Raw genomic sequence first — 14,480 nt, forward strand, 5'->3', positions numbered from 1 at the left:
AAGGGGTATCTGTAATGGCCAAGGGCAAAATCCTTGCCATCGATGGAGAATCATTCTATCAACGCTTTTACCGCAATACTCTCGAGTCCGAGGGCTTTGCCGTCCGTGTTTCGTCGAGCGCCGCCGAGGCGATTGAAGCATTGCGCAAGGACGACTTTGATCTGGTCGTCGCCGATATTCATCTGACCGACAGTGAAGGCATTTCACTGATCGACTCGATTCGCAAGTACAACCAGCAGCAGGATATTCTGATTGTCACCGGTCAGCAGGATGTTCAGCATGCCGTGCATTCAATGAAGCTCGGCGTCTCGGATTACCTGTTGAAGCCGGTTAATCATGAAGAGTTTCTCCTTCTGGTTAACCGGATCCTCTACCGTCAGGCTGTCAACCAGGAGCATCAGCGGTTGATAGATGAGAACGTCGAGTTTCATGCAATCCTCGCCCAGTATCGCAAATGTCTTGACTTGCTGAAGGTCGATGACCTTGATCGACTTGGCGATCTGATTCTTGACACCCTGATGGAGCTTTTGTCGGCCGAGGGGAGTGCCCTCTGGCTGGCTGTTGACGGACAGGATTTTTTGCTCCGCTGCCGACGAGGGCTGGCGCGCATTCGGCCGAACGAACAAAGCTTCAATCTCGGAGATACGCAATGGCAAATGGTTCGCTCCGGGCAATCCCGGTTGCAGGGCGAAGACCGGATTGTCGTGGTGCCGCTTGAATACAACGGAACACCGCTCGGGCTGGTTCGCATCGAGTCCCCGATCGGCCGGTCCGGCTTTAACCGCCAGGATCTGCGTGTTTCCGAGCTGGTCGCCGACTTTTCCGCCAGCGCCCTGAATAAGGTCCTGCAGATTCGCGCCCTTGAACATAGTTCCCTGCATGCCAGTCGTGATGAGGCCTATAGTATGGCCTTCTTCAGGGATTACGCCGCCAAGGAGTTCTACAAGGCCCGGCGTTACAATCGCCAGCTCTCTTATGTCAGGCTGGTGGTCGATAATATGGATCAGGTTAAAAGTCTTTTTAACCAGCGTGATCTGGATGCGGTTCAGTCCCGCATGCTTGATCTGGTCAACGCGGTGTTGCGCGACGCCGACATCATTGCCATGCATTCGGACAGCAGCTACAGTATCCTCTTGCCCGAGACCGATTATTGGGGTTCGCTGGTGACCCAGAAGCGGATCCGCAAGGCGATTGAGGGCGAGTTGAAATTGAGCAACATGAAACGGGAACTGAATTTTGACGTTTTTCTCCGTTCGTCTTCATACCCGGCCGATGGCGCGACGCTGGAAGACCTGGAAGCGGCCACTGAAAACCGGTTACAGCGCCTGCGGACCAGCCTTTTTTATAAAAGCAATCTGGTCCGACTCGATTTCTGGTCAATTTTTAACCGGGTGCTCGGCCGCCCCGGTGAAGTCAGGACGGTCGACGGGAAGCTGATTGTCTCAAGTGATCTGAAGAAATTTGAATCACCGATCCGCAGTCGTTTTATTCGCGTACCGGCCGAGAGGTTGGATGAGATCGCCCGGGCCCTTTGCCGCGAGGTTGTTGAAGCGAGCCGGGTACGCGGTATTATCTATTGCGGCTGCGCCGATTTTGAGGCGATGCGTCGTTCTCTCCGCTATGTTGATCAGCTCGAGAAAACCGAAACATCATTTTTTATGCTTGGCGGCAACAAGAGGGCGAACTGGGATATGAACCATGTCGTACCAATTCATATAGATGACCGGAATTTTCTGCAGAATGCGTTTCTCCTCTACATGAATGAAGATTATGCTTATGCCATGCTGGCTCGTCGGGTCGGGGACGAGCTGATCGGCTTTCATTCTTCGGATTTCTATTTTGTCGAGAATATGATTGCCAAACTTCAGGAACAGTATCAGTTGAGGTCACAAATCTAGATTATGGCGTTTGCGCAACAGAAAATACTTCTCGCTTCCTCAAGCGGATTATTCGATCCGATGGAAGGGCTGTTACAGCAGTCCGGTTTCAAGGTTTCGAAGTGTTCTGATGGCGCACAGGCTCTTGAGATTGCTTTGAAAGCCAAGCCGGAACTGATGCTGGTCGACACCGCCATACCTGTACTGCCGGCCGACAAGCTTGTCCAGATCCTCCGGTCCAACAGCAAGACCGAACTGAACTCGATTTTCTTTATCGGTCCGGATGGCGAACAGATCGAAGGGTTCCGCAACAAGATCGACCGCTATGTGCCGCGGCCGTTTAACAATGAACAGCTGCTCGCTGAAATTCTGACCTTTTTCAGCCGGCGCGAAAAAAGTGAGCAACTCGGCAAAACCCGCACCGAGGTCGAGGGCGATCTGAAACAAATCTCTCTTCCCGATCTGCTGCAGATCTTTTCGCATAATCGTAAGGACGGGGTTCTGGCCCTTTCAAACAACAAGAAAAAGGGGTATATCCATCTTCTCGAAGGGCAGGTTGTCAGTGCCAGGATCGGCCGGGTTTCTGCGGAAAAAGCATTCTTTCGGCTTCTTCTCTGGGATTTTGGCAAGTTCCGGTTTACACCCGGAAGTCCGCAAATTGAGAATCATATCGATCTGGCGACGGATCAGCTGCTGCTCGAGGGGATGCGCCAGAACGATGAAATGCTGGCTCAGATGTCGACTTTCCCGGCAGCAGACAAATTGCTTGAACTGGCTGTTCCGCCGGAGCACCTGCCGAAAGGATTGCGTCCGGGAACCCTCGAGATCATTGAGTTGCTCGATGGCGAAACACATGTTTCGCATATTGTTGACAATAGTCCCCGGACCGATTATGAGGCGTTGCAGGTTCTTCGGGCACTTCTGGAAAAAGGGGTTCTCAGGGAAAGCAGAAGTGAAAAAGACGAGATTGGTGAGGAGAGCGTTCTGCTGAACAGTGAGGAAGTTGTTTCGATCAAGGACTTTTTCGGCGAAAGCGATGCACTGCTCGAAGAATCTTCGGCCAAGCTGATTGTTCTTGCTGAAAATGATGCACAGGCCGCGGCTTTCCTTCAATCACTACAGGGGATTGACGAGTTTGAACCGGAACCCGATTTTCTGCAGGGTGGTGCTGATCTCGCCCTCGGTGATATCGGCCGTCTTGATATTTCGGATAAGTTCCATCTGCGGCTTTTTCTGCTCCCGGCCGGTGATGAATCGGCACCTTTCTGGCGACCGTTCTGTCACCGTCTTTTCGGAGTCCTGTCCCTGGCCAGAGACGAATCTTTACAGGATGCCGAAAAATATTTTTTTGAAACTGCCCATGTTCCGGTGGCAAAATATCGCGATGTTGAGAACTTTGATGGTATTCTGCCTTTACGCCGCGGTGATCGACTCGGGCTGCGAAAACTGCTGCATTACTTTGCTGTCCGGTTTACCGGGAGCGAAATCGAGGAGACAATAATATGATCGACCTTCACACTCATACATTGTTCAGCGATGGGGAACTGATACCGGCCGAGCTGACCCGACGGGCCGCGGTGATCGGCTATCGGGCTATCGCTCTGACCGATCACGGGGATCTGTCGAACCTTGACTTGATTATTCCGCGAGTTGTCCGGGTTGCCGATGATCTTTCAGCGCAGTGGGGGCTCAAGGTTGTTCCCGGGATCGAATTGACCCATGTTCCGCCGGCCCAATATGAAGAGGCGACGGTTGAAGCCCGCAAGCTGGGAGCCCGAATCGTTAATGCTCACGGCGAAACAATTGTTGAGCCGGTCGCACCCGGGACAAACCGGGCCGCACTTGAGGCGGGGGTTGATATTTTGTCCCATCCCGGGCTGATCAACGATGATGATACTGCCTTGGCTGCCGAAAAGGGGATCTGCCTGGAGATTACGACCCGCAAGGGGCACAGCCTGACCAATGGTCATGTTGTGCTGATGGCCAGGAAACATGGTGCCAAGCTGGTCATCAATAACGACGCCCATGCGCCCGGTGATCTGCTCAAACCGGAGTTGATTCACCAGATCGCACTCGGTGCCGGAATGACCGAAGATGATATCGCCAGGGCCCTTAAAAATTCGGAAGCCCTGGCCGGTATATAACCAGAGAGGATAATATAGGACAGATGGATGATAAAGCTATTGAACTACTGAAGGAACTGGTCGAGGCGCCGAGCCCGTCCGGTTATGAACAGCCGGCACAACGGGTTTTCCGCAAGCACGTCGAACCGGTCGTTGATTCACTGCAGACCGATGTAATGGGTAATGTGATCGGCCGGGTCAACGCGGCCAGCGCCGATGCAGCAAAACTGATGCTGGCCGGGCATTGCGATGAAATCGGCTTCATGGTCAAGTATATTGATGAAAACGGGTTTCTCTTTTTTGCCCCGATCGGCGGTGTTGATGCCCACCTGGTCCCGGGCCAGCGCGTCAACGTTCATACTGCGACCGGCCCGGTCCGGGGGGTGGTCGGCAAAAAACCGATCCATCTGATGGATCCGAAAGAACGGGAATCGGTGGTCAAGTTCAAGGACCAGTTCATCGATATCGGATGTTCCGATAAAAAGATGGCTGAGAAACTCGTCGCAATCGGTGATCCGGTCACCTTCTCGGTCGGGCTTGAAAGACTGCAGGGGGAGCGGGTGACCTCACGCGCTTTTGATGACAAGATGGGGGCCTGGGTTGTTGCTCGTGTCTTGCAGGAGGTCAGTAAAAAAACGCCGCCGGTTCATTTCTACGGGGTCTCAACCGTACAGGAAGAGATCGGTTTGCGCGGCGCGACGACCAGTGCATTCGGTATTGATCCGGATATCGGTATTGCTGTCGATGTCACCTTCAGTTCCGATACACCGGGACTTAATATGATGGAAATTGGTGAGTTGGAGCTTGGCAAGGGACCGATTATCGCCCGGGGTGCCAATATCAATCCGACCCTTTTTGATCTGCTTGTGACAACAGCCAAAGAAGAGGCGATTCCGTACCAGGTCAGCGGTATGCCGAGAGCAACCGGTACCGATGCCAATGTTATCCAATTGGCGCGCAGCGGCGTAGCGGCCGGACTGATCGGTGTGCCTTTACGTTATATGCATTCGCCATCCGAGGTGCTGTCTCTGGCGGATCTCGAAAATACAGTACGATTGCTGGTCGGACTTATCTACCGAATAGAGTCAAAAAACATGTTCATCCCGAACTGAATGAAGGGCTCCCGGACGGGAGCCCTTCGCTGTTTCGGTGCAACTTTCAATAAGGGTAATATAATGAACAAACTGTCCGGTTTTTGCTTGACGTTGTACCGGTGCTTTTGTACCTTCTCTGATTAATATTTTGGCGAACGGTGATTTGTCAAAATAACCCGAACATAACGCTTTTCTTTCCCCAAGGAGTTTCCCATGTCGGACCCTGCTATCCGTGAAGGCCTTACCTTTGATGATGTCTTGCTTGTTCCCGCCCACTCGCAGGTCCTGCCCAAGGACGCCGACCTGTCAACCCAGCTGACTCCGACCCTGCGTCTGAATGTGCCGTTGCTTTCGGCCGCGATGGATACGGTCACTGAGGCACGGAGTGCAATCTGCATGGCCCGTGAAGGGGGGCTCGGCATTGTTCATAAAAACATGACGCCGAACGAGCAGGCGCTTGAAGTTGATCAAGTCAAGAAATCGGAAAGCGGCATGATTGTCGATCCGATAACCATGGATCCGGACCAGAAAATATTCGAAGCTCTCGAGGCGATGGAGAAATACCGGATCTCCGGAATTCCGATCACCAAGAACGGTAAGCTTGTCGGCATTTTAACGAATCGCGATTTGCGCTTCGAAACCAATTTCGAACAGCCGATTTCGAATGTCATGACCAAGGATAATCTGGTTACCGTGCCCCCCGGCACGACCCTGGAAGAAGCCAAGGAGCATCTGCACCGACACCGGATCGAAAAGCTTCTTGTCGTCGAGGATGACTATCGGCTTACCGGGCTGATTACGATCAAGGATATCGAGAAGGTTCGCAAATACCCCATTGCCTGCAAGGATGATTTCGGTCGACTGCGGGTCGGCGCCGCGGTCGGTGTCGGGCCGGATCGCGATGAGCGCCTGCAGGCCCTGATTGAAGCCGGAGTCGATGTCGTTGTTATTGATACTGCGCATGGCCATTCGCAAGGTGTGCTCGATGCTATTCGTGACACCAAGATCAACTTTCCCGAGTTGCAGTTGATTGCCGGAAATATTGGCACAGCCGATGCGGCCGAGGCCCTGATAAAAGCTGGTGCCGATTCGGTCAAGGTCGGAATCGGGCCGGGATCGATCTGCACGACCCGGGTTGTTGCCGGGGTCGGGATACCGCAGATTACGGCGATTTCCGATGTTGCCAGAGTTGTCGGGAAAAAGGGGGTCCCGCTGATTGCCGATGGCGGCATCAAATACTCCGGGGAACTGCCAAAAGCGATTGCCGCCGGTGCCGACGTTATCATGATTGGCTCATTGTTTGCCGGTACCGACGAGTCACCGGGTGAAACCATCCTCTACCAGGGGCGGACCTACAAAACCTATCGCGGCATGGGCAGCCTTGGCGCGATGAAGCTGGGGAGCAAGGATCGCTATTTCCAGGAGGACGTCCAGACCGATACCAAACTTGTCCCGGAAGGGATTGAAGGACGGGTTCCTTATCGCGGTTCGCTTTCGGCAAATATCCACCAGATGCTGGGTGGTTTGCGTTCCGGCATGGGCTACACCGGTTGCGCGACAATCGCCGACCTCAAGAAAAACGGCCAGTTCATGCGCATCACCAACGCCGGTTTACGTGAGTCGCATGTGCATGACGTTGCGATTACCCATGAAGCACCGAATTACCGGGTTGAGCGTGGCAATTGATAATGGTTGATATCCATTCTGAAAAAATCCTGATTCTTGATTTCGGATCACAGTATACCCAGCTGATCGCCCGGCGGGTGCGTGAGGCACATGTCTACTGTGAACTGCATCCGTTTGACATGGCGCTCGATGAAATCAAATCGTTTAATCCCAAAGGAATTATTCTGTCCGGCGGGCCGAAGTCGGTTTACGACAATGGCGCTCCGGTCATCGACGGGGAGTTGTTCGAGCTTGGTGTTCCGGTTCTCGGCATATGCTACGGCATGCAGCTGGTAGCGAACCATTTTGGCGGCAAAGTCGTACCGGCCGGCAAACGGGAGTATGGTCATGCCGATCTGTACGCCAAAAATACACCCGGCCCGCTGTTTGATTCATTTTTTGTCGACGGCCACAGCCCGGTCTGGATGAGTCACGGCGACCATGTTGAGCTGATTCCACAAAACTTTGAAGTTGTTGCTGCAACCGACAACGCCCCGGTCTGTGCCATTCAGGATGTCGAACGCAACCTCTATGGTGTTCAGTTCCACCCGGAGGTTAATCATACCCCGCGGGGCGAGCTTCTGATCGACACCTTCGTCCGTAAAATTTGCAATTGTACCGGTCAGTGGACACCTGGGCAGATCATTGAGGATGCGGTTGCCCGGATCCGTCAACAGGTCGGTGCGGAGCATGTTATCCTCGGCCTTTCCGGCGGCGTCGATTCCTCGGTCGCAGCCGGCCTGATCTACAAGGCGATCGGCGATCAGCTGACTTGTGTCTTTGTCGATAACGGCCTGCTCCGCCTCGGTGAAGGGGACCAGGTTATGGCGACCTTCGCTGAAAACCTCGGGGTTAAGGTGCTCCGGGTCGACGCCGAAGACCGTTTTCTCGAAAAGCTGGCAGGGGAGTCCGATCCGGAAAAGAAACGGAAGATTATCGGCAATCTTTTCGTTGATATTTTCGAGGAGGAGTCGAAGAAAATCACTGATGCCAAATGGCTCGCCCAGGGAACAATCTACCCGGATGTGATTGAGTCGGCCGGCGCCAAAACCGGCAAGGCGCACAACATCAAGAGCCATCACAATGTCGGCGGTCTGCCCGATTATATGACGTTGAAGTTGCTTGAGCCGTTGCGCGAGCTGTTCAAGGACGAGGTCCGGGCGATCGGTGAAGAACTCGGGCTGCAGCATCGCATGGTCTGGCGGCATCCTTTCCCGGGGCCGGGGCTCGGGGTCCGTATTCTCGGTGAGGTAAAAAAAGAGTATGCCGATATCCTCCGTCTGGCCGACAATATCTTTATTGAGGAGCTCTACCGGACCGGGCATTACGACAAGATCAGCCAGGCCTTCGCCGTCTTTTTGCCGGTCAAGAGCGTCGGCGTCATGGGCGACGGGCGTACGTACGAATATGTCATCGCCCTGCGCGCGGTCGAAACCAGGGATTTCATGACCGCCGGCTGGTATCCGCTACCTTATGCCGATATGGCCCGGATCAGTAACCGGATCATTAATGAAGTCAAGGGCGTCAATCGCGTCACCTATGATATCTCTTCAAAACCGCCGGCAACAATTGAGTGGGAGTGATGTGAAATTAAAATTCGGGGACACATAGCTTATGTGTCCCCGAATCGTTTCAGGTGGAACCATGTCTGATCAGGTTACGACAATTCAGGAGTTAAAGGAACGGATGTCCCGATTCGTTCACGAGCGGGACTGGGAACAGTTTCATACGCCGAAGAACCTTTCGATGTCGATCGCCATCGAGGCAGCCGAGTTGATGGAACATTTTCAGTGGTTGACGGTCGAGCAGTCGAAAAACCTTGACCCGGAAGCGTTACTTGATATCCGCGAGGAACTGGCGGATATCGTGATCTATGCACTCTCGCTTTCCAACTTTCTGAATATTGATCTGGCCGAGGCGATTATCGACAAGATGGAAAAGAATATCCGCAAGTACCCGAAGGATAAAGTTCGCGGCAAGTCACACAAGTATACCTATTACCGGGACGAGCATGGCGACGAATAGGAAGCCGGGGAAGCCGGCCAAGAAATACAGCCAGGCGGCCCGCCTGCATGATGTCATCCGTATCCTTGAGGCCCGGTACGGGGCGACGGTCGAGGAACTGGCCGAGGAGTGCCAGGTTCATCGCCGGACTATTTTTCGCGATCTGCAGGCGATTGCCGACGCCGGATATCCACTGGTTCGCGAGCCGGAGGATGATGGCCGGGTCCTCTATCGATTCATGACCGGGTTCAAGTCGATTCCGCCGATTACCTTTTCACTTGATGAATTGATGACCCTTTATCTCTGCCGCGGCCAGCTCGATTTTCTGAGCGGAACCCCATTCCATGACGACCTCGATGCTATCTTCGGTAAAATCCGGTCATCTCTGCGGCCGAGTTCTGTTGCCCATCTCGAGCGGATCGCCGAAGCTTCGGCGCCCCGTTTTCAGGGAGTCCGCGATTATCGCGACAAAAAGGAGATGCTCGGCGAATTGCGCCGGGCACTGCTTTACCAGTACCGCTGTCAGATTGAGTATGCGCCGCCGAATCGTGACGCCGATATTTACGAATTTGACCCTTATACGCTCCTGTTTTTCAAGGACTCTCTTTATCTCGGAGGTTTTGCTCATAACCGCAACGGGTTGCGCCTTTTTCTGGTCGATCGGATCCGATCGGTCACCGTGACAAAAGAACGTTTTGAGGTTCCTGGGTCTTACCGGGTTGATGATCTGACCGGCAGTGCTTTTGGTTTGGTTGATGACACGCCGATGTCGGTGAAAATCCGGTTCATGCCGGCCGTCGCCCACCTGATACGCGAACGGACCTGGCATCCAAATCAGAAACTGCATCAAGATGATGATGGGTCGGTACTGCTTGAATTCGAAGCAGCCGGCGCCAAGGAGATCCTCGCCTGGGTGTTCTCCTTTTTACCGCATGTTGACATCCTGCAGCCGCCCGAGTTGAAAGAACGATTTCGTACCGTACTGACCGAATCACTCAAAAACACCTAGTGACTTATTCTGTCTCTGCCTCGACTGATAGTTAAGCTACACAGTTTTTCAACAGGAGGTGACGGTATGATTTGGCTCGATATTTGTGATGATCAGGGTAATGCTCTCTATTTCGATATGCACCATGTTGAACGACGCCGGGTCGGTCGGCGCTGGCAGTATGCGGTCAGTGGCATCTGCGGCAACGGTTTGTTTGAGGTTTCGGTACTGGTGGAACCGAACGAAGAGGGCGAAGTCACCTACATCGATTTGTCCGCCGGGTCGTCTTGCGGCCGACAGTTGCTGTCGAGGCTAGATTCGACTCAACTCGAGTATGAACTGCTCGATATTGCGCATCAGCAGTGTGATTCAGGGGTCTCAGGAGGCAAGGAACAGCCGCATTGGTTCAGGGCATCGGCGCCCACAGTTTGCGAAGAGAATCCGCTCTGGTCAAGACCGGTCTGAATCGTTGCTTTTTCCCCGGAGCTGCGGTAAAACAGTAAAAATTTTCGGGGAAATATCGATGCGTAAAATTGTTCTTGCTTCCACCAGCCCTTATCGGCGCAATCTTTTAAGACAACTCGAGATTCCCTTTGTTGTCTCGTCGCCGCTCTATGTTGAGAAGCTGGACCAGGGGGTTGCTCCCGAGTTGCTGGTCAAACACCTCTCTTTCTGTAAAGCCGAAAGCCTGCAGAAGCATTTTCCCGATTCACTGATTATCGGTGCCGACCAGGTTTTTGTCGATCCGCGGAGCCGTGTTCTTGGCAAGCCGGCCGGCCGTGAAGAAGCGATTCTTCAGTTAAAGGCGATGGTCGGGCAACGCCACACGTTTTATACCGGGGTCACTGTTTTCGACGCCGAAACCGGTGAGGCCGCTTCTGATTATTCCGAATATTCAGTGACCCTCCGTCAACTGAGTGATCAGCAGATCGCCTCGTATGTCGACCGGGAATCGCCATATGATTGTGCCGGCGCTTTCCGGGTTGAAGGCCTCGGCATTACATTGATGGAGAAGATGGAAGGGGAAGACTACAACAGTCTGATCGGTCTGCCGCTCATCAAGTTGACGGCACTGCTTGAGCGTTTCGGTATTGAAATTCTGTAGTCTGTTAGCTTGACCGTCCGGCTTCGCCGGTGCTAATATGATCCCGCCGTGAAGCCGCTTTCGCAACCTTGGCAATTCTGTTGCGCAAGTCGGTTTTTTCTCTTTAAACTTCAATACTTGTATCGATCCTTACTCCGATGAGACACGCTGACTTCGTACATCTGCATCTGCACACCCAGTATTCCCTTCTTGATGGGGCGATCAAGATACCCGATCTGGTGAAAAGGGCGCATGACCTGCATATGCCGGCTCTGGCGATCACAGATCATGGCAACATGTTCGGCGCCCTCGAATTTCACCTCGTAGCGGTGAAAGCCGGGGTCAAACCGATCATTGGCTGTGAAATCTATGTCGCCCCGGGTTCCAGATTCGACAAGACCGGTGTGCGTGGTTCGGGCGAAGCATCGCATCACCTGATTTTTCTCTGCATGAACCAGACCGGTTACAAAAACCTCTGCCATCTTGTCTCGAGCGCCTATCGCGAAGGTTTTTACTATCGGCCCCGGATCGACTGGGATCAGCTCCAGGATCATAATGAGGGACTGATCGCCCTGTCGGCCTGTCTCGGTGGTGAATTGCCGTCGCTGCTGATGGATAACAAGTACGATCAGGCTCTGATCCGGGCTCGAGAGATGGCAGCGATCTTTGATAATGGTCGTTTTTATCTCGAACTGCAGGAAAACTTTATTCCGGAACAGAAAGTCGCCAATGAAGGTCTGATCCGGCTTTCGCAGGAAGCCGGCTTGCCGCTGGTTGCAACCAACGATTGTCATTACCTGACCCGGGAAGCGGCTTATGCGCACGAGGTGCTGCTCTGCATTCAGACCGGCAAGACGATGGATGATCAAAACCGGATGCGTTTCCATAATGACGAATTCTATGTCAAGTCACCCGAGGAGATGGCGAAGCTCTTTTTCCATGTCCCGGAGGCTCTGCACAACACCGTCGAAATAGCCGAACGCTGTAATCTCGATTTCGATTTCAAAACCTACCATTTCCCGCAATATGAAAAGCCTGAAGACCAAAGCCTTGATGATGTTCTCGATGAACAGGCATGGGTTGGGCTTGAGGAACGGCTTGATGAAATCCGGAAACGACGCAAGGATTTTGAAGAGGAGGATGTTAAAAAGTACCGGCATCGTCTCGAAAAGGAGCTCGACTGTATCAAGCAGATGGGGTTTCCCGGTTATTTCCTGATTGTTGCCGATTTTATCAACTGGGCCAAGGATCGTGACATTCCGGTCGGTCCGGGGCGCGGTAGCGCCGCCGGGAGCCTGGTTGCTTACGCCCTGCGGATTACCGATATCAATCCGATTCCGTACCACCTGCTGTTCGAACGCTTTCTCAATCCGGAGCGGGTCAGTATGCCGGATATCGACGTCGACTTCTGTATCTATGGTCGCGAGGATGTCATCAAATATGTCCGCGATCGTTATGGCGAACATAATGTTGCACAGATCATCACTTTCGGAACAATGCAGGCCAAGGGGGTCATTCGTGATGTCGGGCGTGCCCTGAATCTCCCTTACGGAGATGTCGATCGTATCGCCAAGCTGGTCCCGAATCAGCTCGGGATTACCCTGGGTGAAGCCCTGCAAAAGGAGCCGCAGCTCAAGGATGTCAGCAAACGGGACGCCAAGAGCAAGCAGCTGGTCGATATCTCCCTGAAGCTCGAGGGATTGACCCGGCACGCGTCAACCCATGCCGCCGGGGTTGTCGTCACGCCGAAGGCCCTGACCGAGTATCTGCCGCTCTATTCCGATCCGAAAACAGGGGCCCAGGTTACCCAGTATTCGATGAAATATGTCGAGAAGATCGGTCTGGTCAAGTTTGACTTTCTCGGTCTGAAGACCCTCACCGTAATCGATAATTGTCTCAAGCATGTGCGCAAGGCTAATCCTGATTTTAATCTGGGTCTCGTGTCCGATGACGATCCCGCGACCTATGAACTGTTGTCCCGCGGCGAGACAACCGGCGTCTTTCAGCTTGAATCAAGCGGCATGAAGGAGCTTCTGGTCAAGCTTAAGCCGAACTGTTTTGAAGATATCATCGCGGTCTGTGCCCTCTACCGGCCCGGTCCGCTCGGCTCCGGCATGGTTGATGATTTTATCCTGCGCAAGCATGGCAAAAAGAAGATCGTTTACGACTTTCCTGAGCTTGAACCGATCCTCAAGGATACCTACGGAATTATCGTTTACCAGGAACAGGTTATGCAGATTGCCCAGGTCCTTGCCGACTACACCCTCGGCGGTGCCGACCTGCTGCGTCGCGCCATGGGCAAGAAGGTTCGCGAGGAGATGGCCGAGCAGAAGGAGATTTTCCTCGCCGGGGCGAAAAAGAAGAACCTCAATATCAAGAAGGCGACCGCTGTTTTTGATCTGATGGAAATGTTTGCCGAGTACGGCTTCAACAAGTCACATTCGGCGGCGTATGCACTGATTGCTTTTCAGACAGCCTACCTGAAAACCCATTACCCGGTTGAGTTTATGGCTGCGCTGCTGACCGAGGATATGGAAAATACCGACAAGGTCATCAAGAATATCAGCGAAGTCCGGGCTATGGGGATCGATGTGCTGCCACCCGATATTAATGAATCGCTACGTTCATTTACCGTACATGATAACGCGATTCGTTTCGGCCTCGGTGCGGTCAAGGGCGTCGGGGCCGCGGCCCTCGAGTCTATCGTCGAGGTCAGAAAGGACGAGCCATATCAGAGCCTTTCCGATTTTTGTGAACGGGTTGATCTGCGAAAAGTGAACCGCCGGGTTATCGAGGCCTTGATCAAGTGCGGTGCCTTTGATTCGCTCGGCGGCAAGCGGGCCCAGTTTATAGCCATTCTTGATGATGCGATCGACCTCGGACAGAAAATGCAGAAGGAGAAAGAGACCGGACAGGAATCTTTGTTCGGAACCGAGGAACTCGTCTCGCAGGGTGGAAACGGCTACGGCACTCTTCCCGATATCGACGAATGGGCTGAAAATATCCTGTTGACCAACGAAAAAGAAGCTCTCGGTTTTTACATTACCGGTCATCCGCTGGCCCGGCACAGCGACGCAATCAAACGTTTTGCGACTTGTGATACGGCCAGCCTCAGTGAACGGGCCGATCGGAGCGAGGTCAGGGTTTGTGGTCTGGTTGCCGGGATCAAGGAGCTGGTAACGAAGAGGGGTGATCGCATGGCCCGGATTACCCTTGAGGATATGACCGGATTTGTCGAAACAACGATTTTCACGGAGGTCTACCAGGCCTCGGCCGAACTGCTGAATGGCGACGAACCACTTCTGGTAACCGGTACCCTCGAGATAGGCGAAGAGAGTTGCAAAATTCTCGCTACCGAGGTGATTCTGCTGCGCGATGTCAAGGAGAAGCAGACCTCGCGAGTTCACTTCCGGCTTTCAACGCCGGGGCTTGACAAGGATCAGCTCCGTCAATTGCGGGATCTGCTGCTCAAGCACCGCGGAGAATGTGATGCCATGCTGCATATGGTGATTCCGAATCGGAGCGAGACGATGATTAAATTGCCGGAAAACCTTAAAGTTGCAGCAACCGATCAATTAATGGATGATACCGAACGTCTTTTCAGCTACAATGTCGTGACGTTTGAATAGAAACAGGAGCTATTTA

11 protein-coding genes are annotated in these 14,480 nt (G+C 53.3%); all 11 read left to right on the top strand.

Annotation, left to right across the window (positions count from 1 at the left end):
• Positions 1-14: 14 nt before the first annotated feature.
• The 11 genes from C0623_00935 to C0623_00985 all read left to right on the top strand — a co-directional run bounded on the left by C0623_00935 (position 15) and on the right by C0623_00985 (position 14,464).
• Complete coding sequence (locus tag C0623_00935; GenBank protein ID PLY03613.1) at positions 15-1,898, top strand: hypothetical protein; 1,884 nt, start codon at positions 15-17, stop codon at positions 1,896-1,898.
• 3 nt (positions 1,899-1,901) lie between these two features.
• The gene (locus tag C0623_00940; GenBank protein PLY03614.1) at positions 1,902-3,383 is read left to right on the top strand and encodes a hypothetical protein; all 1,482 of its coding nucleotides are present in this window, start codon (positions 1,902-1,904) and stop codon (positions 3,381-3,383) included.
• Entirely contained in the window at positions 3,380-4,021 is a 642-nt protein-coding gene (locus C0623_00945; GenBank protein ID PLY03615.1) for a PHP domain-containing protein, read from the top strand. Before C0623_00940 ends, C0623_00945 begins: the two co-directional genes overlap by 4 nt.
• A 23-nt stretch (positions 4,022-4,044) precedes the next feature.
• On the top strand, positions 4,045-5,112 hold the full coding sequence (locus C0623_00950) for a hydrolase (GenBank protein PLY03616.1): 1,068 nt from the start codon (positions 4,045-4,047) through the stop codon (positions 5,110-5,112).
• A gap of 195 nt (positions 5,113-5,307) precedes the next feature.
• Positions 5,308-6,780 carry an IMP dehydrogenase gene (locus tag C0623_00955; GenBank protein ID PLY03617.1) on the top strand — a complete coding sequence of 491 codons (1,473 nt, stop codon included), beginning with the start codon at positions 5,308-5,310 and terminating at the stop codon, positions 6,778-6,780.
• Complete coding sequence (guaA, locus tag C0623_00960; GenBank protein PLY03686.1) at positions 6,780-8,342, top strand: GMP synthase (glutamine-hydrolyzing); 1,563 nt, start codon at positions 6,780-6,782, stop codon at positions 8,340-8,342. Before C0623_00955 ends, guaA begins: the two co-directional genes overlap by 1 nt.
• Before the next feature lie 61 nt (positions 8,343-8,403).
• Positions 8,404-8,784, top strand: a complete 381-nt coding sequence (locus C0623_00965) for an NTP pyrophosphohydrolase (GenBank protein PLY03618.1) — start codon at positions 8,404-8,406, stop codon at positions 8,782-8,784.
• Entirely contained in the window at positions 8,771-9,772 is a 1,002-nt protein-coding gene (locus C0623_00970) for a transcriptional regulator (protein ID PLY03619.1), read from the top strand. The genes C0623_00965 and C0623_00970 overlap by 14 nt, the downstream gene beginning before the upstream one ends.
• A 66-nt stretch (positions 9,773-9,838) precedes the next feature.
• Positions 9,839-10,216 carry a hypothetical protein gene (locus tag C0623_00975; GenBank protein PLY03620.1) on the top strand — a complete coding sequence of 126 codons (378 nt, stop codon included), beginning with the start codon at positions 9,839-9,841 and terminating at the stop codon, positions 10,214-10,216.
• 58 nt (positions 10,217-10,274) lie between these two features.
• Positions 10,275-10,856 carry a septum formation protein Maf gene (gene maf / locus C0623_00980; protein PLY03621.1) on the top strand — a complete coding sequence of 194 codons (582 nt, stop codon included), beginning with the start codon at positions 10,275-10,277 and terminating at the stop codon, positions 10,854-10,856.
• 137 nt (positions 10,857-10,993) lie between these two features.
• Complete coding sequence (locus C0623_00985) at positions 10,994-14,464, top strand: DNA polymerase III subunit alpha (protein PLY03622.1); 3,471 nt, start codon at positions 10,994-10,996, stop codon at positions 14,462-14,464.
• Positions 14,465-14,480: the final 16 nt, after the last annotated feature.

It is taken from the genome of Desulfuromonas sp. (assembly GCA_002869615.1).
In the GTDB taxonomy this organism is placed as follows: domain Bacteria; phylum Desulfobacterota; class Desulfuromonadia; order Desulfuromonadales; family UBA2294; genus BM707.